The organism is Actinomyces naeslundii, from assembly GCF_001956585.1.
GTDB lineage: Bacteria > Actinomycetota > Actinomycetes > Actinomycetales > Actinomycetaceae > Actinomyces > Actinomyces naeslundii.
Window position 1 is genome coordinate 49,083 of sequence record NZ_MSRR01000034.1, and the last position, 26,108, is coordinate 75,190.

General features: G+C 68.1%; 21 protein-coding genes. 5 read left to right on the forward strand and 16 right to left on the reverse strand.

What is annotated here, in order from left to right:
* Positions 1–30 precede the first annotated feature (30 nt).
* A complete protein-coding gene (locus BKH33_RS12890; RefSeq protein WP_043538502.1) occupies positions 31–1,485 on the forward strand; it encodes an MFS transporter in 1,455 nt (484 codons plus the stop codon).
* A 57-nt stretch (positions 1,486–1,542) separates the two neighbouring features.
* Here BKH33_RS12890 and BKH33_RS12895 read toward each other — a convergent pair whose 3' ends face one another.
* From BKH33_RS12895 to BKH33_RS12920, 6 genes are all read right to left on the reverse strand, one after another.
* Positions 1,543–1,959, reverse strand: a complete 417-nt coding sequence (locus tag BKH33_RS12895; RefSeq protein WP_043538493.1) for a DUF2218 domain-containing protein — start codon at positions 1,957–1,959, stop codon at positions 1,543–1,545.
* A gap of 473 nt (positions 1,960–2,432) precedes the next feature.
* Entirely contained in the window at positions 2,433–3,272 is an 840-nt protein-coding gene (locus BKH33_RS12900) for a class II aldolase/adducin family protein (protein ID WP_003779366.1), read from the reverse strand.
* A 59-nt stretch (positions 3,273–3,331) separates the two neighbouring features.
* Positions 3,332–4,858: a rhamnulokinase gene (locus BKH33_RS12905; protein ID WP_003779402.1), complete on the reverse strand. Its 1,527-nt coding sequence runs from the start codon at positions 4,856–4,858 to the stop codon at positions 3,332–3,334.
* A 110-nt stretch (positions 4,859–4,968) separates the two neighbouring features.
* Positions 4,969–6,153 (reverse strand): L-rhamnose isomerase, encoded by a 1,185-nt coding sequence (gene rhaI, locus BKH33_RS12910; protein WP_003779378.1) that lies wholly within the window; start codon positions 6,151–6,153, stop codon positions 4,969–4,971.
* A gap of 148 nt (positions 6,154–6,301) precedes the next feature.
* The gene (locus BKH33_RS12915) at positions 6,302–7,585 is read right to left on the reverse strand and encodes an MFS transporter (protein ID WP_003779425.1); all 1,284 of its coding nucleotides are present in this window, start codon (positions 7,583–7,585) and stop codon (positions 6,302–6,304) included.
* Between the two features lie 42 nt (positions 7,586–7,627).
* Positions 7,628–8,020 (reverse strand): L-rhamnose mutarotase, encoded by a 393-nt coding sequence (locus BKH33_RS12920; RefSeq protein WP_003779397.1) that lies wholly within the window; start codon positions 8,018–8,020, stop codon positions 7,628–7,630.
* 324 nt (positions 8,021–8,344) lie between these two features.
* On the opposite strand from BKH33_RS12920, the gene BKH33_RS12925 reads away from it, so the two are divergent.
* Positions 8,345–9,346, forward strand: a complete 1,002-nt coding sequence (locus tag BKH33_RS12925) for a LacI family DNA-binding transcriptional regulator (RefSeq protein WP_256700259.1) — start codon at positions 8,345–8,347, stop codon at positions 9,344–9,346.
* A 71-nt stretch (positions 9,347–9,417) separates the two neighbouring features.
* Here the strand turns inward: BKH33_RS12925 and BKH33_RS12930 are convergent, their stop codons facing one another.
* Positions 9,418–9,747 carry a putative heavy metal-binding protein gene (locus tag BKH33_RS12930; protein WP_003779382.1) on the reverse strand — a complete coding sequence of 110 codons (330 nt, stop codon included), beginning with the start codon at positions 9,745–9,747 and terminating at the stop codon, positions 9,418–9,420.
* On the reverse strand, positions 9,744–10,343 hold the full coding sequence (locus BKH33_RS12935) for a SprT-like domain-containing protein (protein ID WP_003779380.1): 600 nt from the start codon (positions 10,341–10,343) through the stop codon (positions 9,744–9,746). Before BKH33_RS12935 ends, BKH33_RS12930 begins: the two co-directional genes overlap by 4 nt.
* Positions 10,344–10,695: 352 nt before the next feature.
* Between BKH33_RS12935 and BKH33_RS12940 the strand changes: the two genes are divergently transcribed.
* Together BKH33_RS12940 and BKH33_RS12950 are read left to right on the forward strand one after the other, a co-directional pair.
* Positions 10,696–11,625 carry a hypothetical protein gene (locus BKH33_RS12940; RefSeq protein ID WP_003779371.1) on the forward strand — a complete coding sequence of 310 codons (930 nt, stop codon included), beginning with the start codon at positions 10,696–10,698 and terminating at the stop codon, positions 11,623–11,625.
* A gap of 425 nt (positions 11,626–12,050) precedes the next feature.
* Positions 12,051–13,577: a phospholipase D-like domain-containing protein gene (locus BKH33_RS12950; protein WP_003779392.1), complete on the forward strand. Its 1,527-nt coding sequence runs from the start codon at positions 12,051–12,053 to the stop codon at positions 13,575–13,577.
* 549 nt (positions 13,578–14,126) lie between these two features.
* Here BKH33_RS12950 and BKH33_RS12955 read toward each other — a convergent pair.
* The 4 genes from BKH33_RS12955 to BKH33_RS12970 all read right to left on the reverse strand — a co-directional run bounded on the left by BKH33_RS12955 (position 14,127) and on the right by BKH33_RS12970 (position 21,945).
* On the reverse strand, positions 14,127–18,836 hold the full coding sequence (locus BKH33_RS12955) for a DUF3418 domain-containing protein (RefSeq protein WP_076142793.1): 4,710 nt from the start codon (positions 18,834–18,836) through the stop codon (positions 14,127–14,129).
* A gap of 82 nt (positions 18,837–18,918) precedes the next feature.
* The gene (locus tag BKH33_RS12960; protein WP_003779386.1) at positions 18,919–19,740 is read right to left on the reverse strand and encodes an alpha/beta hydrolase family protein; all 822 of its coding nucleotides are present in this window, start codon (positions 19,738–19,740) and stop codon (positions 18,919–18,921) included.
* Positions 19,741–20,052: 312 nt separating this feature from the next.
* Positions 20,053–20,964: a copper homeostasis protein CutC gene (locus tag BKH33_RS12965; protein WP_003779385.1), complete on the reverse strand. Its 912-nt coding sequence runs from the start codon at positions 20,962–20,964 to the stop codon at positions 20,053–20,055.
* Positions 20,965–21,030: 66 nt separating this feature from the next.
* On the reverse strand, positions 21,031–21,945 hold the full coding sequence (locus BKH33_RS12970; RefSeq protein ID WP_075405927.1) for a cation diffusion facilitator family transporter: 915 nt from the start codon (positions 21,943–21,945) through the stop codon (positions 21,031–21,033).
* A gap of 227 nt (positions 21,946–22,172) precedes the next feature.
* On the opposite strand from BKH33_RS12970, the gene BKH33_RS12975 reads away from it, so the two are divergent.
* Entirely contained in the window at positions 22,173–22,952 is a 780-nt protein-coding gene (locus BKH33_RS12975) for a trimeric intracellular cation channel family protein (protein WP_076071811.1), read from the forward strand.
* 17 nt (positions 22,953–22,969) lie between these two features.
* On the opposite strand, the gene BKH33_RS12980 is transcribed toward BKH33_RS12975, so the two are convergent.
* The 4 genes from BKH33_RS12980 to BKH33_RS12995 form a co-directional block, all read right to left on the reverse strand.
* Positions 22,970–23,287 carry a hypothetical protein gene (locus tag BKH33_RS12980; RefSeq protein WP_003785380.1) on the reverse strand — a complete coding sequence of 106 codons (318 nt, stop codon included), beginning with the start codon at positions 23,285–23,287 and terminating at the stop codon, positions 22,970–22,972.
* 142 nt (positions 23,288–23,429) lie between these two features.
* Entirely contained in the window at positions 23,430–23,774 is a 345-nt protein-coding gene (locus BKH33_RS12985) for a hypothetical protein (protein WP_003785399.1), read from the reverse strand.
* A 308-nt stretch (positions 23,775–24,082) separates the two neighbouring features.
* Entirely contained in the window at positions 24,083–25,342 is a 1,260-nt protein-coding gene (locus tag BKH33_RS12990) for an App1 family protein (protein WP_003785388.1), read from the reverse strand.
* Positions 25,343–25,416: 74 nt separating this feature from the next.
* Positions 25,417–26,108: glycosyltransferase 87 family protein (locus BKH33_RS12995; protein WP_143228648.1), on the reverse strand; the 692-nt coding region annotated here is incomplete at its 5' end.

Here is a 26,108-nt window from a genome sequence, read left to right on the forward strand (position 1 = left end):
ACCGGCCCGGATGGATCTATCGTCTCTCCCATGAGCACGACAGTGACTGCTCCGACGACGCAGGCCGGCTCCCGCACCCGGCTCCTGTCCTGGCCCGTGATCGCCTGGGGTCTGTGGGACTGGGGCTCGGCAGCCTTCAACGCGGTCATCACCACCTTCGTCTTCACCGTCTACCTGGTCAGTGACTCCTTCGGACCCAAGGCGGACAACGAGTCGGCGCTGTCGATCGGGTTGGCGGTCGCAGGTCTGTTCATCGCCCTGCTCGCGCCGGTGACGGGGCAGCGCTCGGACAGAGGCGGGCGAACCGTCTTCTGGCTCGGGGGCTACACCGCCGTGGTGGTTGTGGTCTCGGCGTTCCTGTTCCTCGTGCGACCGGAGCCGGGCTATCTGTGGCTTGGCATCGTCCTGCTGGGGGTCGGCAACATCTTCTTCGAGCTCGCCTCGGTCAACTACAACGCCATCCTCAACCACCTGGCCTCCAAGGACCGGATCGGCGCGGTCAGCGGGCTGGGCTGGGGAATGGGCTACCTCGGCGGCATCGTCCTGCTGCTCATCCTCTACGTCGCCCTGGTGGGTCCCAGCCCTCTGATCTCCTTCCCCGCCGGAACCGGCATGGGTGTGCGTGTCGCCATGCTGGTGTCGGCGGTCTGGTTCGGCCTGTCCGCGCTTCCAGTGCTCATCAACCGCTCCCGCCGACTGGGGCGCACGGGTGCGGAGGTGAGCGACGACGAGGTCAGTGAGGGGATGGTATCCGCCGAGCCGGGCCGGGACCGAGCCGGGATGGAGGCTGAGCCCGAGGAGGCCGTCTCCCACCAGGGGGAGCACAAGGAGTCGTTGCTGACCTCCTACAAGCTGCTGTGGCGCACCCTGCTTCAGCTTCATCACTTCCAGCCGCGCCTGCTGTGGTTCCTGCTGGCCGCCGCCGTCTTCAGGGACGGTCTGGCCGGGGTCTTCACCTACGGCGGCATCATCGCCCAGAACACCTTCGGCTTCTCATCGGGCGATGTCATCATCTTCGCCATCGTTGCCAACATCGTGGCCGGTATCGCCACGATTGGCGCGGGGCGGCTCGACGACCGGTTCGGTCCCCGCAACGTCATCATGGCCAGCCTCATCATCCTGGTGGTGGCCGGGCTGCTGGTGTTCTTCCTGCACACCGCCGGGACCGTGGCCTTCTGGATTCTCGGCCTGCTCCTGTCGGCCTGCGTGGGGCCGGCCCAGTCCGCCGCTCGTTCCTTTCTGGCCCGCCTCATCCCGGAGGGGCAGGAGGGAGAGATCTTCGGCCTCTACGCGACCACCGGGCGGGCGGTCTCCTTCATGGCGCCGATGATGTACGGCGTCTTCATCTACCTGGGGACGCGTGTCGTCGGCCCGGGGGCGAACTACTGGGGGATCCTCGGGATCGTCACCGTGCTGGCGACCGGGCTGCTCCTCATGCTGCGCGTGGGCGATCCCGTGTCCGACGAGGAGGCCTCGGCCGGGTAGGCGGCCCATGCCGGTATACCGGCCGGAGCGGCTAGGGGCAGGAACGGGCGGCGTCGATCAGGAGGACGTCTTGCGGGCCTCCCGCTCGGCACGCATGCGCTCGAGATCCTCAGGTGCGAGCGGTCCCTGGGTGGTGCCCGACGTGCCGTCCTGATGGTTCCAGCTCACGACGAGGCCGTCCTTGGCACCGAAACGGGCCAGGTGGATGCCGACGACGTGCTCGAGCCTCTCGAGGTGCTCGTCGTCGGCCTCCAGGACGAGCTGGAGGACGCCGTCGTGGCATGAGATCCCGACGACCCCGGTGACCGCTCCCTCGCGGTCGAAGGTCAGGGAGCCGGTGGCGTCGTCGTCCCACACGGCGGTGATCTTGCGGCCCATGTGGCTGGCCAGCTGCCTGCCGTACCGGGCGGGACGGTCGGTGGTCACGCGGGCGATGGAGCGCCGTGAGAAGGCGGACTGTGCTGAGGTGCTCATGCTCTTATCCTCTCGTGCTTCTTCGTCCATGACACCAGTACGCCCCGATGACCCCGATGACATCGCGATGCACTGGGGAGAAAGCGCCGGGAAAAGGACTCGGCCCGCAACTCGGATTTCCGAGCTGCGGGCCCAAGCCTCGCGAGGCTCCACCTGCGACCCGGGGTCCCATGCACCCGAGGAGGCGGATCCTCCTTCGCCAGAACGATCGCCCCGAGCTCCCTATGACCCGGTGCCATCTCAGGAGTGCGATCTGTCGCTGGGCTCCCCAACCCTCGAGACCGTCCCTGTCCGGCGGTGTTCACTATGTAACGCCACCACCCTGTGAAGACGAGGGGCAGAACCCTGGGAAAAATCTGGGAAATTCTCGGTCGGGTCGATTCGGTGACTCAAGCATTTTCCCGGACGGGACGGACGCTCATTATCGCTCAGAAATCATGAGACGCCACGGTGGTCAGATCGATGTGATGACGTCAGAGAAGGTCGGTCGGAACATTGAATGCTCTGGCAACCGCGCGCAGTTCATCGGTAGTAACCCCCTCACCGAGACCTCCCGTCATGAGGTTGCGGACCTCGTACATGGCGCCGGCCTCGGCATACTCCACCTTGTCCACGGCGGCCAAGGGGTCGGTATCGGAGCGCACCATGATCCCGTGCTTGGACCACATGACCATGACGTGGTCGCGCAAGGCCTTCACAGTGCCTTCCATCAGCATCTGAGAGCCGGGGACCATGAAGTCGAGCACCTCAATGCCAGCCGGCAGCTGAACGATCGTCTCCGGCTCCCACCGCAGGATGCGGTGGTTGAGCTCCTTGGTGCTACGGATATCTCTCATGTGGGACAGCTGGACCAGGTAAGGGGGCTGGGCGTGGATGACGGATTGAAAGCCCACGGCACGTCGCTCAACCTGATCGTTATGGACGGCCAGATGGGAGTTGAACTCGCTCGTCGGCCTCTGGTACTCCCGCTTCGGGTGGGTGTACCAGGTACCGGTGGCTCCGCCATCGTCGATTACGAAAGCGGACACATTCGCCTCGGGCGCGCCGGCAATGTCGCGTAGGCGGCATCCTGAGCCGGTGACGAAGACTGTTCGGCCGGCTAGCGCCGGAGCCGGCAGTGGCAGCTTCGTACCAGGATGTGCCTGCGGAAGGTGCTCGGCCAGACCCAGCTCGTCGGCGTCGGCGGTGACCGACACCGAGATATTGCCGGCGCCTGCCTCAACGGCGTTCATATGGTCCAGCCGGAGTCCGGCGGCTCCTATTCGCGCAAGGATCTTATCCAGAGTCAGGTGAGTGGTCTTCTGAGTAGTCATGGTTCTGTTGTCTCCAGTCGTGTGTTTTCTCGTGCGGAGGAACGCTGGTCGGGCGCGGATCAGCCGAAGAGACGACGTTCTACGTCATCCCAGTTGGAGGAGGTGTCGAGGTCGGGCGTGTACCGCGTCAGTCGACTTGAGCTACGGATCAGGCGCCGTAGGTCGCTCAGATCTCCGTCGATCACACCGGCTCCTCGAGCGGCGATGACGACGTTTCCCAGAGCCGTGCCCTCTGCAGGGCCGGCTAGCACGGGGAGCCCGGTTGCGTCGGCGGCAAGCTGACACAGAAGCCGGTTGCGGATACCACCGCCGACGATGTGCAGCACCTTCACCTCTCGCCCCGAGAGCTCCACCGCCTGGCGCACCGCGCGGCGGTAGGCCAGTGCGAGGGAGTCGTTGATGCAGCGGATGTACTCCCCGATATCTCGAGGACACGGCTGTCCGGTGGCGTGCGCGGCTTCATCAATACGCGCCGCCATGTCGCCGGGACTGTAGAAGGAGGCATCATTGATGTCGACGACGGTTCGTAACGGCTCGGCGGCTGCCGCGGCGGCGTCGGCCTCAGGCAGGGCGATCTCCATGCCCTGGTCGTGCCAGGTGCGAACGGCCTCGTTGAGAACCCAGAGCCCCATAATGTTCTTGAGATAGCGAACGGTGTGGTCCACACCGAGCTCATTGGTGAAGTTGGCGGCCCGAGAGGCCTCAGTGAGCACCGGCTCGTCAAGCTCCAGGCCGACCAACGACCAGGTTCCACAGGAGACGTAGGCGAAGTCGGAGTCCGTGGCCGGCACGGAGACGACTGCTGAGGCCGTGTCGTGGCTGCCGACAGCGATGACGGGAGTGGGCCTCCCATCAGGACCGAAGATGTCCGCCGCCTCGGGCCGAACTGTTCCGATGACGGTTCCCGGCTCGATGATGTCAGGAAGGAGACCATCCAGGTCAAGACCGATCTCCGTGCGCAGGCGCTCCAGCAGGGGAAGGGACCAGGTCCTGCGGCATGCATCAACCAGTCCGGTGGTCGATGCATTGGTCACCTCGGCGATCCGCTTGCCGGTGAGGAAGCAGGCGAGAAGATCCGGTAGGAGCAGCAAGGTGTGGGCGTCGGTGCCGTCAGACTCTCGAGGTAAGCCGTCGTCTCGATCCTGGGCTATGAGCTGGAACAATGTGTTGAAGTCCTGCACCTGCAACCCGTTGATGGCGTAGACCTCCTGCGCGGGGATCCTGGCGAAGACCTGTTCGGGAACCCCCCGGGTACGTGCCGAGCGGTAGGCGTGGACCTGGGTGGACAAAGCACCGGAGGCATTGACCAGCCCGTAGTCCACCGCCCAGGTGTCGATGCCGATCGCGGAAAGAGGGCCAACACTGCGAACAGCGGTGAGCAGCCCCTGGCGCACCTCGTTCCACAGGTGGAGCACGTCCCAGAACAGACGCTCGCCGTCACTGGTAGGTACAGGGACGACGCTGTTTGAGAAACGGCGGATCTCGGTGAGGGAGAGGCGTCCGTCGGCGATGGTGCCGACCATGACGCGTCCGGAGGAGGCGCCGAGGTCCACCGCACCGATGTGGACGGGAGTGGCGTCGGACATGAGAGAACCTTTCGGATGTTGGTGTCAGGAGTGGATCCGGGAGGGGTCTGGAACCGGTCGGGCGGGGCAGGGGCTCCGCCTGCCTGCCCCGCTCCGGATCCGTCAGGGACTCAGGCCCCCCAACCTGCGGCGTTGCCTCCGACGCGCTCCGAGCGGACGCGTTCGAGGTACCCGGAATCGAGGAAGGCCCGCATCGGATCGGGGGCCAGTCCCTGGGACTCTCGCAGCTCGGCGAGCATCGGTCGCACGTCGGTGTTGAAGGCGTCGATAAAGATGTCGTTGGCCGCCAGGACGTCGCCGGCCAGCTGAGCCGCCTTCAGGGCCTCCCGGTCCACCAGCAGCGCCTTGGCAGTGGCCTCCTGGACATTGGTCGCCGAACGGATCTCTCCGGGAATCTTCTCCTCCAGGTTGTGGCACTGATCGAGCATGAAGTTGACACCGGAGTCAGGTGCCAGCGCACCGGCGGCGACGATCTCGTTCATGATGCGGAAGAGCTGATAGGGATCGGCCGCCCCAACAATGAGGTCGTCGTCGGCGTAGAAGCGTGAGTTGAAGTCGAAGGCTCCCAGACGTCCCAGGCGGACCAGCTGGGCGACGATGAACTCGATATTCGTTCCTGGTGCGTGGTGCCCGGTGTCCAGCACCACCTTGGCTCGCTCGCCGAGGGAAAGGCAGTGGACGAGGCTGGTCCCCCAGTCCGGTACGTCAGTGTGGTAGAAGGCGGGCTCGAAGAACTTGTACTCCAGGACAAGAAGCTGGTCGTCGTCGAGCGCCGCGTAGATCTGGGACAAGGAGTCGGCAAGTCGGTCCTGGCGCTCGCGGATGGAGTCCTGGCCGGGGTAGTTCGTTCCGTCCGGTAACCAGATCTTCAGTGCCGGGGCGCTGGTGGCCCGCATGATGTCAATGCACTCCAGGTGATGGGCGATCGCCTTGGCACGAACCCGCTCATCAGGATTGGTCAGGCTGCCGAGCTTGTAGTCATCGTCCTGGAACACGTTGGAGTTGATCGTCCCGATCCGAATGCCGCGGTCCTCGGCGTGCCGGCGAAGGGCGTCGTAGTCGTCGGTCTTGTCCCACGGGATGTGAAGGGAGACTCGAGGGGTGATGCCGGTGAAGGCGTTGACCTGAGCGACGTCGTCGATCTTCTCGTACGGGTCACGGGGGACGCCTGCGGTGGTGAAGACGCGGAAACGAGTGCCAGAGTTGCCGAAGGCCCAGCTGGGCAGCTCGATCGTCTGGGTCTTCAGCAGGTTGAGTGTCTCCGGGGATAGGTCGGACAGGGTTGGGCTGGTCATGGCGGGTCTCCGTTCCTGTGGGTCTGATTCGTTGGGTTGTCAGTGTTTTGGGGCGAGAGAGCGTGGTTCCGAAGGCGGGTTCGTCCCAGGTGTAGCGGGGATGGTCGAGGCCCGGCTCTCCTGAGGCCCGGCCTCGACCGGTTGGCGATCACGCGTTGATCACGCGCTCTCCGTAACGTTCGATCTCGATCTCCTCCAGGCTCTTTCCCTGGGTCCTGGGGGCGCCGATCGTTCCGACGGCGGTGGCGACCACCAGGAATCCGATGAGGATGACGCCGTCGATCAGCAGTCCGCCCGGGCGGGCGAGGATGACGGGGAAGATCAGGGAGATGAGGCCGGAGGCCAGACGCACGACGAAGAAGACGATGCCCTGGGCCGCCGAGCGGTACGGGGTCGCGAACAGCTCGGGAGACCACACGGAGTAGAAGGCCTGCGCTGACGGACCTGCTGAGAGGCCCCAGATGATCGTGTAGCCGAAAGCGGTCCAGGCGGCGTCGGACGGGCCGAAGACCAGGATGATCCAGGACGCGATGGCGAGCAGTCCGCCCGCCAGGTAGTGCCAGCGGTAGGGGATCCGGTCGACCAGGCCCATGAAGATGAACGTGGAGACGATGACGAAGCCCCAGGAGAGCATGGAGAACAGGTCGGTCTGCAAAGTCTCGTAACCCATGGAGCTGAGGATCGTGGGCAGGAAGATCCCGTTCTGTGAGGCCGCCTGGTTCCAGCATGTGTAGATGACCGCGAGGAACACCAGGGCGGTGATGTTGACGCGACGGTTGAACAGCTTGCGGAAGGATGCCCACATCGAAGGGGGCTTGGCGTCCGCTCCGCCCTTGGCGGCCTCCCAGGTCTCGGACTCCTCAAGGCCGCGCCGGATGTACCAGGTGGTCAGGGCGATGACGACAAGGTGGGCGAAGATGATGCGGCTGCCGAGCAGACCCAATGGAGTCAGCGCCGCAGCCAGGCCGAAGCCGATGAACGGGCCGAAGGACCAGGCGAGCTGGGTGGCGCCGATGTGCCTGCCGCGCTGATTGGTGGGAGCGAACTCCGCGATATAGGTCCAGCCCGCGGGAACGGAGGCTCCCACTGCCAGGCCGATGATGATGAAACCGGCGAAGAGCATGGCCAGGTTGGTCGTGAAGACGACGACAAGACCACCGAGGGCGTAGAGGAGCAGGTCGTAGGTGTAGATGAACTTACGTCCGTACTTGTCACACAGAGGCCCGCCGATGAGGGCGCCGATGGCGGCGCCGAAGGCATTGGCGCTGAAGGCGGCCAGAAGGCCGGCAATGGTGCCGTCGTCGTCGGGGAAGTACGCCTTTCCCCAGAAGCCGAGTGATGTTGCGATCGCGATGATGGAACCGGAGTCGATGTAGTTCGACATGGAGACGGCGGCAGTCGCCTTCCAACCGGTTAGAGGGGTGCGAGCCATTCTCTCCTCCTTGAGAGATCTGTAGGTGGACGGAACAGGGCCTTACGCGAGGTAGAAGTACTGGGCAAGGATCTCGGGCGTACCGCCGTTGGGCTGGACGAAGTACTGGGCCATCTCCTTCTGCCAGCGTGTATTGACGTCCTCGTCCTCCATCGCCCTCATTGCGGCGGCGGTGTCATCGGACTCGAAGTAGCCGACGACGAGGCCGTCCTCGGGTCGCAGGAACAGAGAGTACCGGCGCCAACCGGCGTTGCTCAGAGCGTCGCGCATGTCCTGCCAGACGTGCTGGTGAACCTCGATGTACTCGGCCAGACGTTCGGGACGTACCCGGAGGAGGAAGCAGCAGCGCTGCTGCGAGCGCTGTGCCGTGTGATCGAGAAGCGTCGTGAGCTGATCCCGGTTGGCTGATGTGGAGAGTGAGGTGGTCGTGGTCATCGAACATCCTTGTCCGTGAGAGGGGCTGTGAGCGGGGGCGGGGAACAGTAGGCGTGGGCCCGACTGAAATGAATCGTTTCAATCAATGTAGCATCGCTCACTTGAAGTGGCAACCTCTGTTGGGATGGGTCTGCTTGATGGCCTCCGGTACCCGGTGCTGCGCGATCCAGGCCGATTTTCATGGGATGATGTCGCCGGCTCCCGTAGTGCCGGGCGGCAGGGGGCGATGCCATATGACTCAGAGCGCCGTCGCCATCGAGAGGGAGGGTGGCTGTGCTCGCGCTTCCGCTCAACCTAAGGGGTGCTGTGGGTACAGGTGTGTCAGTGCGTCCTTCCGTACGAGACGTCGCTGTCCGCGCAGGTGTGTCTGTGGGCACCGTCTCCCACGTGCTCAATCATCCTGAACGCGTTTCTGAGGCGACTCGCAAGCGCGTGGAGGGGGCTATCGCGTCTCTGGGGTTTGTGCGTTCGGAGACTGCGCGCCGCCTGCGGGATCGGGGGTCGAGCGTTGTGGGGGTCGTCGTCCATGACGTGTCCAACCCTTTTTTCACTGAAGCCGCCCGTGGAATTGAGGATCGCCTGCACGAGTCGGGGTGCGTACCGATGCTGTGCTCGTCGGATGCCGACTCTGCCCGCGAGCAGGAGATCCTGTCTCTACTGGTCGGCATGAGCTTACGAGGCGTCATCATCATGCCCTCGGCTACGACGCTGGACAGACTCGGAATGCTCGTGGAGCGCGGTATTCGGGTAGTTCTCATGGACCATCCGCCCATTCCTGAGATGTCCACCGTTGTCGGAGATGATGTCTCAGGAGCTCGAGCTGCTATCTCTCACCTGCTGGAGATCGGCCACCGCAGAATCGGCTTCGTCAACGGTCCCCTCGCTATACGACAGGCGAAGGACCGGCACGACGGCGTCCTCAAGGAGCTCTCGGCGAGAGGGCTCGATCCTGCAGAGGTTCTTCAGGATGTCGAGTCCAAGGTCGGCTCGAGAAGCTTCGACGCGGCTTCCGGGGCGGCGGGAGCGGCCAGGCTCCTGGATGCTCCGCTCCCGCCGTCGGCGATCTTCTGTGCCAATGACCAGATGGCGATCGGTGCCATGCGGGAGATACGTCGCCGCGGTCTATCGATTCCCGGCGACGTGGCCGTTGTCGGTTACGACGATATCTCGTTCGCAGCTGAGCTCATCACACCGCTGACCAGCGTGCATCAGCCGATGCGTGAAATGGGTGCCGCGGCCGCCGATCTGCTTCTCGCCGAGGACGGGCGGGTGCGCAGCGAGACCTTCATTCCGACGCTGGTGGTCCGGGAGTCAACGCTCGGGTGACTGGTCCGCTTCGTCACAGGCGGGGCGCCCATTGCACAGACCGATGCCGCTTAATCGTGCGAGGAGTGTGCTCAGGAGGTGGCGGAGAAACGGACGGCGGTGCCTGATGCCGTCACCATGAGCATGCCGTTGTCCGATCCCAGTGTCTCGTAGTCGATGTCGACGCCGACGACGCCCTCGGCCCCGAGCTCCTGGGCGCGCTGAACCATCTCCGCCAGGGCCGTCTCCCGGGCCCGGATGAGCTCGTCCTCGTAGGTCTGAGAGCGACCGCCGACGAAGTTGCGGAACCCTGCGGCCATGTCCTTGAGGAAGTTGACTCCCGCGATGGTTTCTCCGCAGACGACTCGCAGGTACTGCGTGACGGGGTATCCCTCGACGGTGGGGGTGGTAGTGACGATCATAGGCTGCTCCTACTCAATTTGTTGATCGGTGATGTCGGTGGTCGAGAGCATACTGTCCCGGAGTGCTCTGCGGGCTCTTCTTGCGATTGGCTCCGAGCCAGTCTCAGGAGGCGGCTGTAGCGCTCGCTGATCTCCTCGTGAGGGACGGGGTCTCCGTCGAGGCTCCAGGACAGCAGGTGCTCCATGCTGAATCGAGCGGCGCAGCGTGAGCAGGAGACGGGCGAGCCGGGGCGACGCATCCGATCGACCTCGTGGCCCGCCGGGCACCTGCCCACCCAGCGTCCCCGTAGCCGTGGTGCCTGAGCGTCCACGAGTCGTCGGCCCGTGGCTCCCAGACGGGTCGCCTCGGCGGCCCAGACGGCATCGTGTCCGTGCTGGGGTCCCACGCGGGCGTGGGCGATCTCGTGCAGGATCGTCTCGCGCACCTGGGCCTCGTCGTACAGGAGCATGAGGTGACGGCTGAGAGTGAGTCGACGTCGTGCATGATCCGTCTGGCCGGCCCGGCGGCGCGCACGGTCGAAGCCCAGTTCCCAGTCTCCGACGCCGGCCTCCTCCATGAGAGCACGTGCCAGGATCAGGACGTCGGGAAGGTTCACGGCTCCACAGTATGCGCCGGTGGTCTCGTCGGGCTGGTGGCGGCGCCAGTGGTGCCGGCTGCATCTCGCAGACGCGTGCCGTCCCGGTAGATGCTTCTGAAGTCCGGGTGGTGGGCCGCGATGTGTCCCGCCGATATGTGACACGATGATGTCGATGTCCCACCATCCCTCCAAACGACGCTCGCGGGCTCCTCGAAGCGCCGGCGGCTCCGCCTCGTCTCAGTCCGTCCGCACCTCGCAACGTGCCCGTCCGACGGTGCCGCGCGGTACCGACCGCGCTCGGCGTGATGGCCGGAGGCATCATTCCGATCGGGCCCAGGGGCGTCCGGGAGGCGTTGGGCGCACCGGTCGCTTGAGCTCCAGCATCAAGCGCAAGCGGCCAGGTGGAGGCGGTCGAGTCCTGGTCTTCCTGCGCAGCCCTCTCGGTGTTGTTCTCAGTGCCTTCCTCGTCACGCTTCTGGTGGGCCTCATCGCGCTGCGTGCGGCCGGTTCATCGCTCAGTGGGTTGAATGGGCTCCTGAGCCTGGGGCAGCGGGCCTCTCAGGGGGCGACGAGCTCTGCGCCGGCCCCCTTGGTGCCTGACGCGAGCGGGTTCGACGTGGCTCACATCATCGACGACGAGGTCTTCTACAACGCCGACGCGATGACGCATGAGGAGATCGCTGCCTTCATCACTCGGGTCAACTCCGGTTGCCAGCCCGGCAGTGACGGCACCGAGTGCCTGGCCTCCGCCGACTTCTCCATGCCTGCCCGTGAGGCATCCACCTTCTGTCCCGGCGGCATCGAGGCCGCCTCCGGTCTCAGCGCGGCCGATGTCGTCTGGGCGGTTTCCCAGGCCTGCGACATCAACCCTCAGGTGCTCCTCGTCCTCATACACAAGGAGCAGGGGCTGCTCACCGCCTCCGGTCGGACGCTCAGCGCTCGTGACTACGAGGCCGCCGCCGGTTACGCCTGTCCCGATCACGGAACCTGCGACCCTCAGTGGGCCGGCTTCCCCTCCCAGCTCTACGGGGCGGCCTCTCAGTTCCAGCGCTATCGCCTCAATCCGGGGACCTACGACGTCGTGGCGCAGCGTCCGACGCGAATCGCCTACTCGCCCGATGCGCAGTGCGGCAGCGGTGAGGTGACGGTGGCGAACCAGGCGACAGCGGGCCTGTACAACTACACGCCGTTCCAACCCAACGAGGCTGCCGGAAGTGGTGGGGACCAGTGCACCTCGTGGGGCAACTGGAACTTCTACGGCTACTTCAAAGTCCTGTTTGGAAGTCCGACGTCGAAGTGACGGTTCTCGAGCCGGGCTCGCGATCGGCGTCGTTTCAAGGGATATAAGGTATGGTGTGGTTCCAGTCCGGGGAGCGTAACCATATTGTCACCAAGCGTCATCATTTAGATGCGTTATTTCCAGCCTTCTCTCAGACAGCCTCGGCAGAGTCATAGTCACCGCTGAACGGTGGCGACCGTGAGGTACTGGGGAGTACCGCTGACCGGTGGCCGCCGAGTCTGGGCCACAGCCAAGGGAATGTGCTCGGACGTTTCAGTGAAGGAGGACCCGCTGCCGAATGGGAACCGGTAAGCGACCTCGTTGCGAAGGGCCCGGCCCGGTAGATCAACCGGGGCGGGCCTTCGCAGTGCCTGGGCGCAGGGCCATCCGGCCCGCGCCCAGGCTTCTTCCCGAGGCTCGTTCGGAGGGCATGACATGATGCGATCATGACGCTGCCGCCGGTACTGGCGACCACCTGGGTCGTTATCGAGTACCTCATCAAGATCGCCGCGCTGGGCACGGTTCCGGAGAACCGCCGCCCGTCGTCGTCGACTGCCTGGCTGCTGCTCATCTTCCTGCTGCCCCTGGTGGGACTTCCGCTCTACCTGCTCATCGGCAGCCCGTGGGTCCACGGCACTCGTCGCCGTCAGCAGCACACCGTCAACGAGATCACCCTCGACTACACCCGCTCCATGCCCGACTTGCCCAAGGGAGCCCAGCCCTCGACCTACCTGGCCGGAGCGCTGCGCATGAACCGCAGGCTCACTGGGCTGCCCTGCGTCAGCGGTGAGGTGGTGGCGGTTCACGCCGAGCCCCGCACCACCTACGAGGCCATGGCCCGCGCTGTTGACGCTGCCACCGACCACGTCCATGTCGAGTTCTACATCATGAGCTGGGACGAGGTCACCGACGTCTTCTTCGCCTCCCTGGAGCGCGCGGTGGCCCGAGGGGTCACGGTGCGCCTCCTGCTGGACCACCTGGGCAGCCGCAAGTACCCCGGCTGGAAGCAGTTCTGCCAGCGCATGACCGACGCCGGCATCCGCTGGCGGCTCATGATGCCGCTGCTGCCGCTCAAACGGCGCTGGCGTCGCCCGGACCTGCGCAATCACCGCAAGATCCTGGTCATCGACGGGGAGAAGGCCTTCATCGGCAGCCACAACGTCATCGACCCCAGCTACCGGACTCGACGCAACGTGCGGGCCGGGCGCCGCTGGGAGGACCTGTCGGTCGAGGTCACCGGCGAGATCGTCCTGGAGGCCCAGGCCGTTTTCGCCATGGACTGGTACTTCGAGGCCGGCGAGCAGCTCGAGGCCTTCGACCTGGCGCTGGGCACTCCGCTGGAGACCCTGCCGGAGATGGCCGGGCTTCCGGGGATCCTGGTGGGGACACCGGCTCCGAGGCCGGGGCGGCCCGACGCCGTCGTCAACGCCATGCAGCTCGTCCCCTCCGGGCCCGGCTACCCCACCGAGCCGAACCTGCGGATGTTCCTGGCCCTCATCAACGGGGCCAAGCGGCGCGTGTCCATCACCAGTCCCTACTTCATCCCCGACGAGGCGCTGCTGTCCGCGATGACGTCGGCCGCCTACCGAGGGGTGGAGGTCGAGCTGTTCGTGGGTAAGGAGTCCGACCAGTTCATCGTCAGCCACGCCCAGCGCTCCTACTACTCGGCGCTCCTGGCGGCGGGGGTGCGGATCTACCTCTATCCGTCGCCAACCGTCCTGCACTCGAAGTACATGACGGTCGACGACGAGGTCGGGGTCATCGGGTCCTCCAACATGGACTTCCGCTCCTTCGCCCTCAACTACGAGGTCATGCTGCTGGCCTTCGGAGGGGACCTCGACGACCTGCTGCGCGTCAACGATGCCGACTACCGGGCCATCTGCACCGAGCTGACCCCGGAGGTGTGGGCCACCGAGCCCTGGTACAACCGCTACGTGGACAACGTCTGCCGCCTCATGTCCGCCGTGCTGTAGCGGGAGAGGGGCGGGGATCTTCCGAAGAAGCGGGTCGGGAGAAATAGTCCTTGCGATCACATTATAGTGCCTGAGAAAGCCACGGCATGACGACCGGCTGTCACGAGTGGAGGTGCGGCGTGGAGGTACCCCAGTGGATGTGGGCCTTGTCATTCACATGTGCCTGTGTGGCGCTCGGAACGGGGGTCCGTCTGTACCGAACCAGGCGTTCCTGGATGCGTAAGTATCGGGACGACCAGTCCCGACGCTGAGCCGAGCGGATCAGCACGCCCTGACGTCGTCGGCCCCCGCACCGGGATGGTGCGGGGGCCGACTGTGTGGAACCGGAGAAAGCGTTCGTGAGATGCCTGAGATGGAGAGACGGAGAAAGCAGGCGCCGCAGTGATCGTTTCCTCTATGGCTCCAGGTTAGTTGCGCCGGACATCGGTGTAATCGTCCAGGTGGGCGAACGGGCCGCTGGCTCGTCTCCTCCTGGGGGAGGAGACGTCATCGTGGGGATGACGCCTCATGGTGTACTCACGAGGGGCGCGAGGCGAGTCGTCCGTGGAATCAGGCGATCTGGGCGCAGAGCTTGGTGATGCGCTGGAGGCTCACCTTGCGGCTCGTGCCCAGCGTCTGGGCGAACAGGCTCACCCGCAGCTCCTCCACCATCCAACGTGCCTCCTCCAGCAGGGCCTCGCGCTGCGGGTCGGCCGGTAGCGAGGCCGCCTTGGTGCGAGCCCTGTCCACCACCTCCTGGGCCTGGGAGACCTGGAAGGACAGGGCTGCGTCCTGGGAGGCGGCCGATGGCGATGAGGACGCCTTCTCCACGCGCATCGCCAGTGCCCGCAGGTAGCGCTCCAGGTGCGCCAGATACTCCGGCGGAGTGGCGGCGATGAAACCGTCCGGGGCCAGGGCCGCCGCGTGCTCGCGCACCTCCTGGAGCGTGCCCAACAGGGTCAGCGAGGTGTGCGCGCCCACCACGCGGTCCACCTCTTGGGACGCCTTGAGCGCCGCGGCCGCGTACCGGGCCACCCGGTAGACCTCGTCCTCGAGCTCATCGCGCATGACGCCGACCAGGGACTTGAAGACCTCCCGGGTGCGCACCTCGGTCAACGGTGTGCCGGAGGCCGACGCCGCCCAGCGCTCGGCCACCATCCGCCCAGCGGCAACCTGCATGTCCTCCACCAGCGCCTCGGTGCTCCGGTAGGGGCTGGCCGCCAGGATGAGCGACTCCTGGGCGCTCCACCGGCTCGTCACCCGGGCCGTGGCCAGCGCCGTGCGTGCCAGGGTCAGGGCTGTGACCCCGGCGCCGTGAGCGCCCACCTGGGCGGTGGCGTCGGGCAGGATCCGCAGGTCCGCACTCCTGGGGGAGACGGCCACCAGGGCCGGGTATCCGCGCACCACCAGGCCCGCCCGGCCCGCCGACTCCACCGAGGCCGGGATCGTCGAGCCATCCGGGTCGCCCAGGCCCGGCACGCCACTGGGCCAGTCGGTCAGGCCCTGGCGCTCCTCCAGGCCGGCACCGGCCCCGGCGGTCCCAGTGGTCCCGGCCGCGCCGTCGGGACGCTGGGCGACAGCAACCTGCCGGCCCTTCTTCTTGCGCCCCTTGCGGCCGGACCTCCCTCCCGCGCCCCGCGAGCCCTGGTGCTCCTGGGCCTCGGCCATCGCCTGCGCCAGCGCGCCGCGCACCGCCGAGCGCACGGCGGCCTCCGTCTTGCCCGACAACCGCTGTTGGAGCGAGACCAGGTCCCGGCCGCGATCGATGACCCGGCCCCGGGCATCCAGGGCCGCGAAGCCCATCGCCAGGTGATCCGGCAACCGCTCGGCGGCCTCGGCCCAGTCGGCCTCCGTGATCTCCACGCCCTTGAGCCGGAAGACCACCCGGCTGAAGGCCTCCTCGAAGGGGACCTCCGGGCAGCTCGCACCCGGCGGCGTCGGGAACTCCTGCTCGATCTGGGCCCGCACCTGGGCACCCACGTCCGGGGCCGGTACCAGCTGGCGGCGCACTCGCTTGGGCAGCGCCCGGATCGTGGCCACGCACAGCTCGGCCCGCATCCCCGGCACCAGCCAGTCGAAACCCTCCGGGCTGAGCCTCCCCAGCACCTCCACCGGCACCTGGACGCTGACCCCGTCCTCGGGGTGACCCGGCTCGAACACGTAGTCCAGGCCCAGGGTCAGGTCGCCCTGCACCCACGTGTCCGGGAAGCCGCTCGCATCGCCCCCGCCGGGCAGCAGCAGCTCACGGGTGAAGTCCAGCAGGTCCGGGGTGGTGCGCCGCTGCTCCTTCCACCAGGCGTCGAAGGCCGCCGCCGAGGTCACCTCCTCGGGAACGCGGTCGTCGTAGAAGTCGAACAGGGCGGTGTCGTCGGCCAGCAGGCCGTGCTCGCGCCGACGCCGCTCCACGTCCTGAAGCTCCTCGATCAGCTCCCTGTTGCGCTCCACGAAGCTGTGGCGGGCGTGCCAGCCGCCCTCCACCAGGCCCGAGCGGATGAACATCTCCCGGGCGACCTGGCGGGCCGAGTCCGTCCCGACGCTCGCCAGCGTCGCCGGCCGGTCCGCCACCAGCGTCATCCCGTAGAGCAGCACCTTCTCGTGGACCATGGCCGCCCCTTGGCGGGTCGACCAGTAGGGCTCACCGAAGACGTGGCGGGTCAGGCCGGCCCGGTCCGCCACCTGCTCGATCCACCGGGAGTCCACCTTGGCCACGGTCCGGGCGAAGAGCCGGGAGGTCTCCACCAGCTCGGCGGTCATCACCCAGTCGTAGGTCTTGCGGCGCAGGCCCGAACCCGGCCAGATCGTGAAGCGGGTCCCGCGGGCGCCGGCGTACTCCCGACGCCGCTCGTCCCAGTTACCCACGTTGGACAGCAGTCCCACCAGCAGCGAGCGGTGGATCGCGTCGGCGTCGGGCGTGTCCGCGCTGCGCCCCAGGGCCACGACGGCGGCTGCCACGCCCCCGTTGGCGATCTGGGCGGCATGGCTGCCCGGCTCCAGTGCCTCGGTGGCGGCTCGGATCGAGCGGGTCGTCGGCAGCTCCACCGGGGCGGCATCCAGCCCCAGCGGTCGGGCCAGCTGGCGCAGCTGGGTGTGGACGTCCTGCCACTCGCGCACCCGCAGGTAGTGCAGGAACTCGGCGCGGCACATGCGCCGGAAGGCCGATCCGGACAGCTCGCGGCTCTGCGTGCGCAGGTAGCGCCACAGGTTCAGGTAGGTCAGGAAGTCACTCGTCGGGTCGGCGAAGCGCCGGTGCAGGGCGTCGGAGGCCTCCTGCTTGTCCGCCGGGCGCTCGCGGACGTCCTGGATGGACAGGGCCGCCACAATGACCATGACCTCCCCGACGCAGCCCAGCTCTCCGGCCTCCAGGAGCATGCGACCCAGGCGAGGGTCGATGGGCAGGCGGGCCAGTCGCCGCCCGATCTCCGTCAGGCGCGGTCCGCGTCGACCCCGGTCGGGGGCCTCGTCGGACCGGGCGGACGTAGTGCCGGCCGGCTCGATCGCGCCGATCTCCGTGAGCAGCTGCAGGCCGGAGCGGACCTGGCGGGAGTCGGGGGCGTCCAGGAAGGGGAAGTCCTCCACCGCCCCTAGTCCCAGGGCCGCCATCTGCAGGATGACGCTGGCCAGCGAGGTGCGCAGGATCTCCGGCTCGGTGTACTCCGGGCGCGCCTCGAAGTCGCTTTGCGAGTACAGGCGGATGGCGATGCCGTCGGCCACGCGCCCGCAGCGGCCTGCCCGCTGGTTGGCGCTGGCCCGGCTGACCGGCTCGATCGGCAGGCGCTGGACCTTGGTGCGGTTGGAGTAGCGGGAGATGCGCGCCAGACCCGGGTCGATGACGTAGCGGATCCCGGGAACCGTCAGGGAGGTCTCGGCCACGTTCGTGGCCAGGACGATGCGGCGCGTCTGGTGGGCCTCGAAGACCCGGTGCTGCTCGGCGGCGCTCAGGCGCGAGTACAGGGGCACGACCTCGATGGCCCCTGGCGTGCGTGAGCGGCCGTCGGGCGTGTAGCGCGCTCCCAGGTGGTCGATGAGGGCCGCCTCGGTGTCGCGGATGTCGCGCTCGCCGGCCAGGAAGACGAGGATGTCGCCGCTGGGCTCGCCCAGCAGCTCGTCGACGGCGTCGAGGATCCCGGTCACCTGGTCCTTGGGCTCGCCGGCTCCGGAGCTGGACCCTGCACCCACCCCGGTAGAACCGGCCCGGCCCCGACCCTTGCCGCGGGCGCCCTGGTTGCGTGGGCTGAGCGCGGTGGAGCCGGCACCGGAGCGGATGGCTTCCCGGCGGGCCCGCGCCGCGGCGCGCACCGCCGGATCGGGGGAGGTCAGTGCCTCCAGCTCGGCCTCGCTCAGCTCGCCGGGCGCTGCCGGGCCAGGCCGGATCTCGGATGAGGCGTCGGCCGACGTGCCGCCGGCGTCGTCGGAGTCGGGCTCGACGTCGTCGGGAGCCAGTGGACGGTAGCGGACCTCGACGGGGTAGGTGCGTCCGGAGACCTCGATAACCGGGGCGGGAACGGTGAAGGGCTTCCCTCGGTCACCGGTGAGCTCGCGGCCGAAGTGCTCGGCGAAGCGCTCGGAGTCGATGGTGGCCGAGGTGATGATGACCTTGAGGTCCGGGCGCTGGGGCAGTAGGCGCGCCAGGTAGCCCAGGATGAAGTCGATGTTGAGGCTGCGCTCGTGGGCCTCGTCCACGATGATCGTGTCGTAGTGGCACAGCTGGGGGTCGGACTGGATCTCCGCCAGCAGGATCCCGTCGGTCATGAGCTTGACCAGGGTGTTCTCGCCGACCTCCTCGGTGAAGCGCACCTGGTAGCCGACGACCCCGTCGCGCCCGATCGGGGTGCCCAGCTCGGAGGCGATGCGCTCGGCCACGCTGCGTGCGGCGATGCGCCGCGGCTGGGTGTGGCCGATCATTCCGGTCACGCCCCGGCCCAGCTCCAGGCAGATCTTGGGCAGCTGGGTGGTCTTGCCGCTGCCGGTCTCGCCGGCGACGATGACGACCTGGTGCTCGGCGATGGCGGTGGCGATCTCCTCGCGGCGTGCCGAGACCGGCAGCTCCTCGGGGTAGACGATCGTCGGGACGGCGGCGGCGCGGGTGGCGAGCTGCTCGGGGGAGTAGCCCTTCCACGTGCTCCGACGCAGGCCAGAGCCCTTGCCGGGGCGTTGGCTCCGGCGACCGCGGTCACGTGGGGCGCGTTGGCCCTGCCCACCGTTCGCGCGGTTGCTCTGGCTGTTGTTCCGGTCGGCCTGATCGCCGTTATGACCCCGGCTGCGGTTCTCGCCCTGTTCCATAGGTGGCCCATTGTCCCCTATACGCGCCCCATCGCCTCTCTCAGGTCGCTGGCGCGGAGGGGGCGGCAGCTGCCTCAGACTCTCAGCGCAGGCGGCGCTGAGCCCACTCCAGGCTCAGGCGGGCGACCTCCTCCTGGGCCTGGTCAAGGGTCTCGGCGTGGACGTGCACCATCTGACTGGAGTCGGGTAGCAGCGGGAAACCCTCGGCCGTTGCCTCGGCGGTGTCCGGCAGCTCGTTGGACAGCACCCCGTGCACCATGAGTACCGGCCAGGGCAGATCCGCCAGGGTGCGCTCCGGCTCCTGCATCGAGAAGTCCGCCAGCGTCTCCTTGGACAGCACGTTCCACTCGCGCGAGTTGGGGTTGTCGTCCACTAGGCGCGTCAGCCCGTGCTGGGCGAGCTCATCGAGCTGCTCGGGGGAGAAGACCTCCTCCCACAGGATCGACTGCGGGCCCACGATGGCGCCTACGAGCACGGCTGTGCGCACATGTTCAGGCCGGGCCAGGAGCGCGGCCGTTGCCCCGAATCCGTTGGCGTGGATCATCTGCCGGTTGAAGCCTAGGCCTGCCAGCCAGCTGGAGGCGGCCCGCAGGTCCTCGGCCTCGCCTGCCAGGGTGATGACGTCGTCGTCGGACTCGCCCAGGCCGGAGAAGTCCAGGCTGAGCGTGGCCAGGCCCGCTTCGCGGTAGCGGGCGCCGATCCGGTCCAGACGGCCGTTCTGGCCATGGCGGTCGGTGAGGAAGTCGTGCGCCAGCAGAACCACGCCCTCGGCGCGCGGCTGCGGGGGCTGAGCATCCTCCTGCGTCGTGGAAACCTCCAGATCGATTGGGGCGGCCCCGGTGGGAAGGCGGAGAGTACCGGCCAGGGTGATTCCGCGAGGGGTATCGATACGGACGTCGCTCATGGGGTCAACCTAAGACAGAAAATAGGGGCGGTCATGGGGCTCATGGGGGTAGTTGTCCCGATTGCGCTTGCAGCGTGACAGATGCGTCGAGACGGTTGTGCACACCGAGGACTGTAGATATCTACGAACCGTGAGGATTGCGGACATCGGGCGAGTCGTGGAGGGGGAGGCGCTCCGCGGAAGGGCGCGGGGAACGCTGGGAAGGAGTGAAGGAGTATGGGGGACTGCGACATCGGGTGCCGCCCCGGAGCGTGTGGGGCGGCACCCCTCCGTCAATACCGTAGGAAGGGGGGAGGAACCGTTGCGGTCGGGCTACTCGGGTAGTGGAACTGCGCGGACCGCCTCGACGGCACGCCGCACCAGGGCCTCGTCGGTGCGTTGGGGCTCGTCGGGAGACAGGCCCTCGCGCGGGCAGCGCATGTGGACCTCGCGCACGCCGGTGGACTCCACCAGGTCGACCAGTCCGTTGGGGCGCACGGCCCCGGCTGCGACGACGATCGGCCCGCCACTGGCCACCAGCCCGGCGATCACCGAGGCGCCGTCGGCCGCGGTCTGCGCCGCGCCGCTGGTCAGGACATAGCGAATGCCGAGGCCCTCCAGGTCCCCGTAGGCCTCGACAGTGTCGCGGCAGTGGTCGAAGGCCCGGTGGAAGGTGACCGGGGCGCCGTTGGACATGTCGACCAGCAGGCGCACCAGGCCGCGGTCGATCACTCCGTCCTCTGTCAGGGCTCCGACGACGAAGCCCAGGTCCACGGCCGGCGGCAGCTCCCCTCGCCCTCCGCCGGTGGCCTGGGGGCGGGTGAACTCGGCCATCTCCAGGGCGAGAGAGGCGATACGCCGCACGTCGGCGATCATGGCCCGGCCCTCATCGGCGTTGTAGACGAAGGAGCCGCCTCGGGGACGGATGAGGATCCGCAGGCCGAAGGGGGCGGCGGCCTCGGGCTTGTCCGCCCAGTGGGCGCCGGCCTGGGCGCGGCGCTGCTCCACCTGCTCGGCGGCGGCGAAGATCGCGGCCTCGATGGTGCCGATCGAGGGAGTGGTGCCGGCGGCGGTGAGGTTGTCGCCCAGCTCGGCCCGGTCGGCTCCGGCGCGGGCGGAGATCCGCACACCCTCAACGTCCTCGACGCAGGTCTCCAGGACGACGTGGTCCGGCCGGCGCCAGCTGGGGGTGGGGGCGGTGATTGCGTGCTGGCGCAGCGACGGTGCTGAGCCGGTGAGCCTCATTGCGTTCATGGGGCCGAGTCTGACATGTCGGGACGTTGATGAAAACCGGGTTGACGTCAGATGTCCTCAGATATCCTCGAGGTCCTCGTAGGACTTGGGGTCCTCGATCGGCTCCAGGTGCGCCGAGATGCGTAGGCTGGAGTCAGCATCCACCAGCTCGTCGATGACCTGCTCGGTGAAGTCATGCCCCTTCTTGACGCTCCAGACCGCGGGAACCAGCACGTGCAGCTCCATGAATCGCCGGTTGCCGGCCTCGCGCACCCGTACCGCGTGAAAGTCGATCATGCCTTGGCGGCGGTGACGCGCCAGCACCTTCTCGACCCTCTGAAGCACCTCGGTGGACGGGGCGATGTCCATGAGCCCGCCCACCGAGTCCCGGATGAGCGTGAAACCGGTCCACATGATGTTGAGCCCGGCCCCCAGGGCGACGACGGCGTCGAGTAGCGCCGAGTGGAAGACGGCCACCAGGGCCACCCCGACCAGGACCGCGGCGGAGGTGATGACGTCGGTGGCCAGGTGCTTGGCGTCGGCCACCAGGGTCATGGAGCGCTCTCGGCGCCCGGCGCGGTAGAGCACCCACGCCACCGCGCCGTTGAGGAGCGAGGCGATGACCGAGACCACCAGACCCAGCCCTAGCTGCTCGGGCATCTGCGGGTCGATGAGGCGGCCGATGGCGGAGATGATGATGAATGCGGCCGCCACGAAGATCATGACGCCCTCGACGACGGCCGAGAAGTACTCGGCCTTGGAGTGACCGAACTGGTGGTCGGCGTCGGCGGGCCTGGCCGCGATCTTCAGGACGATGAGGGCGACGACGGCGGCGACGAGGTTGACCACCGATTCGGCGGCGTCGGAGAGCAGACCCACCGAGCCGGTCAGCCAGGCCGCGGCCCCCTTGAGCGCGATCGTGCCCAGGGCGGCGCCGATGGAGAGCCACGCGTAACGGCTCAGGTCCTTGGGGGGCGAGTAGCGGGAGGACACGTCCCGATCATCGCGTGGGTCGGTGCGCCCTGACCACCTGAGGTTTCGTATCGCCGCAACGCGCCAGCCGCGGCGGCGGGATGCCCGACCCGCGTTCCGCCGTGGGCTAAGGTGCCTCGTAGCGGCGGGCTGCCGGGCCGGCACCGGGGTCGACGGCGGGACGCAACCACGACAGGAGTGAAAGGCGGGCAACCGGGGTGCTGGACGTCTCTTCCCTCGCGCTTCACATGCCAGCGTCTCTCACCGACACCTTTCGGCTGCTGGACCTGTGCGGGGTCCTGCTCAACGGGATCCTGGGCGGACTCATCGCCCGGCGCAAGAACTTCGACCTGGTGGGCTTCGTCGTCCTGGCCATGCTCACGGCCACCGCGGGCGGCATCCTGCGTGACGTCATGATCCAGGCCGGCCCGCCCTTCGCCCTGACCGACCCGTACTACCTCTACACGGCCTGCCTGGGGGCGACGGTGGCCTGGTTCGTGCCGCTGACCTCGCGTCCCACCCGGCGCCTGCTGGTAGTCGCCGACGCCGTCATCCTGGGCTGCTGGGCAGCCACCGGCGCCTCGAAGGCCCTCACCCATGGGCTCGGTGTCATGCCGGCACTCCTGCTGGGCTGCCTCACCGCGATCGGCGGCTCCATGATCCGCGACGTCGCGGTGGGGGAGACCCCGGCCGTCTTCGGGGGCAACAAGCTCTACGCGATCCCGGCGCTCATCGCCGCCGGCACCCAGGTCCTGGCGGTCAAGGCGGGGGTGGCCGACGCGCACGCCATGCTCGTGTCCACCGCCGTCGGTGCCGGTCTGTGCGTGCTCGCCTACTGGCGTTCCTGGCAGCTGCCGGTCATCGCCGACCGGGAGCGGCGCCGAGCCGGGCGTCGCAGCGGTCCGGGCGCGCTGGTCGGTTGGCGCCGGGCACTCATGGTGGGGCCGCTCAAGTCCCCCGCCTGGCGCGGCCGCGGCGGGCGGTCGAGCGACGGGTGCGCGCGGTCGGAGCCGCCCGACCCGGGCTAGAGGCCGAGTCGCTGGACTCAGCCGGCCTCGCCGACCGGGCGCACGCTGGCCTCGCCGGCGTCGACGGGCTGGGACTGGCCGTTGCTCTTGGCCGATGGAGCCCCGAAGAGCCGCTCCTTGACGGCGTCGGCGACCTTCTCGGTGACGGCCTCGCCCTGGGTCCGCACGGCCTGCTTGACATGGCTGGAGGCGGCGTCGACCCGGGTGCGCACGAAGGGCTGCTCAGCGACCTTGGAGGCTGCGGTCTTGATGCGCTCGTACTGGGCGCGCCCCGCCCGGGTCCCGAGCACGTATCCCGCGCCGAGTCCGAGGATGAAGGGGATCTTGCCGGCCATGTCTGTCTCCTGAGCTTGATGGAAGTGCTGGTACGCGTCATCACCATACCCGTCGCGATCCGGGCCGACTGCCGTGAGGACCTCCCGTCGGCGGCCTGATCGCCCACAGCGTCATGTGTCGGGGTGCTGCGCGATGATGGACTTACACAACCGACGGCGAGTCGCCGTCAGCGGGGGTGGCGGAGCCCGCCACCGGGTCCCCGGTGCTGGACCCGTGGGTGCCGGGCTGGGAGCTGATGAGCCCGTCGGGTGAGACGGTGGTGATGTAGGAGCGCCCACCCAGGACGACGCCGAGCGCCACCAGCAGGCCGGTGCCCATGAGGGTGACCACCTGCAGCACGTTGAGGTCGGCCAGGATCGCATGGCGGCGCAGCGAAGCGGCGGTTGAGGGGGTCGAGCTCCCGCGGGCCGCCGAGGAGCCCTCTGAGACGTTCGTGGGGTCTGTTGAGTCGGTGGAGCTCATGGAGCTCATGGAGAAGGGGGACATGTGCTTCCTCCTGATTCGATGGGGTGGGAACGGGGCGTCGGCCCCAGGTGGAACCAGGTAACTGCTGTGGTCTGTCGGGCTCGTAGGGCGCGCCTGTGGACTGTCTGTGAAGCGGTGGCGGCATCGTCAAAGCCGCACGCTTCCGGGGATTGGCCGGTGCGACGTCGTCGGCGTGAGACATGCCGCATCACTGGTTCTGCTCAAGGGCGTCATGCCCCCGGATGCTTCCCTGACGGCGGGGTCTCGCGGTTTCTCGGGCACCAGTGACGCGGAGGGTGTGAATTCCTCTCGTGGGCCGTCCAGGGGCCTCAACGGCGCGGCGATGCCTTCAGCAGCTCGCGGGGCAGGAGCCGGGCCAGCTCGTAGCCGTCGGTGCCCACGACGACGGGCACGTCGGCCTCGGCCAGGGTCCGGGCCTCGGGGCCGATGCCCATGGGGTGCGCGGTCAGCCCTCCGGCAAGCACCTGCTGGGTGGCGGTCAGGCGGCGGATGGCGACTGCGGCGATCCGGTCGGCGTGGTGACGGGCGGCCTCGCCGTAGATGTGCGGGTCGTGCTGGCCGTCGTCGCCGAAGAGGATCCAGGTGATCTGAGGCAGGTCGATCATGAGCCGGCGCAGCTCGGTGCGCTTGTGCTCGATGCCGGAGCGGAACCAGCCGGTGTTGGTCGGCCCCCAGTCGGTCATGAGCGCGGGCCCCGAGGGGAAGCCGTGGCGGGCGAGGAAGGAGCGCAGGGTGGGCACCACGTTCCATGCACCGGTGGACAGGTACATCATCGGGGTGCCGGGGTGGGCGGCCTGGATGCGCGAGTAGAGCTCGGCCATCCCGGGGACCGGCTCACGCGCGGAGGAGTACTTGACGAGCTGGTTCCATGCGGCCACGAGCACGCGGGGGACGTGCGTGATCATCGCGGTGTCGTCGATGTCGGAGATGATGCCCAGGCGCGGGCCCTCGGGAATGATGAGGACCTTGGCGGCGACGGCCTCGGCCCCGGCCGCCTCGATGCGGGCCTCGTGCCAGCCGGGCTCCAACCCGTGATCGCGTACGACGACGTCGATGTAGCCGCTGCGGTCGGCCCTGGTGCGCACGCTGGCCCGGCCCACGTGGACGGTCACCGGCAGGTAGGCCACCGGTACCTCGATGAACAGGCGCCAGCCGCGCTGGGCGTCGAGCAGCCCGGTCATGGCGAAGTCCCGGGCCTGGGCGGGGCTGACGGGCAGGGAGGCCGGCAGGGAGCGGAACAGCGGGCCCTCGGCCGGGGCGTTCTGGGGGCGCATGACCATACGGGCGAGGACTCGGGCCATGGAGGCGGGTGGGGAGGCTTGTCGAGAGGAGGAGGCGGTGCCCGAGCGGCCGACGGCCCCGGTCCTCGTCTGGTTCGTCCTGCGGGCCTGAGCCGACGTCGGACGCGGTGGGTCTGCCGGGGCTGAGGACTCCGACTGAGCCGGTGCGCTGGTGCCGTAGCCGTCGTAGGGGATGACGCGGGGGCGCCAGCCCTGGCGCTTGAGGACGGGGACGGTGTCGCGGTGGAACAGGTCCTCGACGGCGCGGGCGATGTCGGAGAGGGGCATCCTTAGATCCTAGATGACAGGCCCCGACGGGGAGGCCGATGGAAGGGGCCTTCTGGCCCGGAAATGAGGCGATCTCAGCGGTGCAAGGTCGCCAGGTGCCGGCCGCACGCCCACCACAGGGTCGCTCCGCAGCCCAGGGCCCACCAGGTGTAGCTCGAGCCGACGGCCTTGGCCCAGGTCGGCCAGTTCTGCTCGACGTGGTTCTGCTCGGGGAACCACCACTGCATCGCCAGAACGAAGACGAGGACTCCGGCGACACCGGCGATGCCGAGCGCGGTGGAGCGCCAGCGCCAGGCCGCCGCCGACACCGACATGAGTGCCGGCAGGCACCATACCCAGTGGTGCGACCAGGAGATGGGGGAGATGAGCAGCCCGAGCACCATGACCACGCTGACCTGGAGGGCCAGCACCAGGCCGGCGTCGCCAAGGCCTGAGGAGCCGGGGCCGGCGGTGTCACTTACGGTGATGGAGACAGGATCCGCAATCCGGCTGCCGGCTCCCCGTAACCGGTCCAGCCGGCGGCACAGGAACCAGGCGGCGAGCACCGTCAGCAGCGAGCAGGCCGCCCAGGTGAGGTTCCAGGCCGACTCCGGCAGCCCCCGGGCGATCGCGCCCTTGAGGTTCTGATTGCCCGAGTAGTCGGCGAAACCGGCGCGCCCCGGATCCCACATGGCCGAGGTGAAGAACTCCCAGGACTCGGCGGGGGCCGCCAGACCGGCCAGGACCGTCAGCCCGACGGCGCTGCCCGCCATTGTGGCGGCCGCCC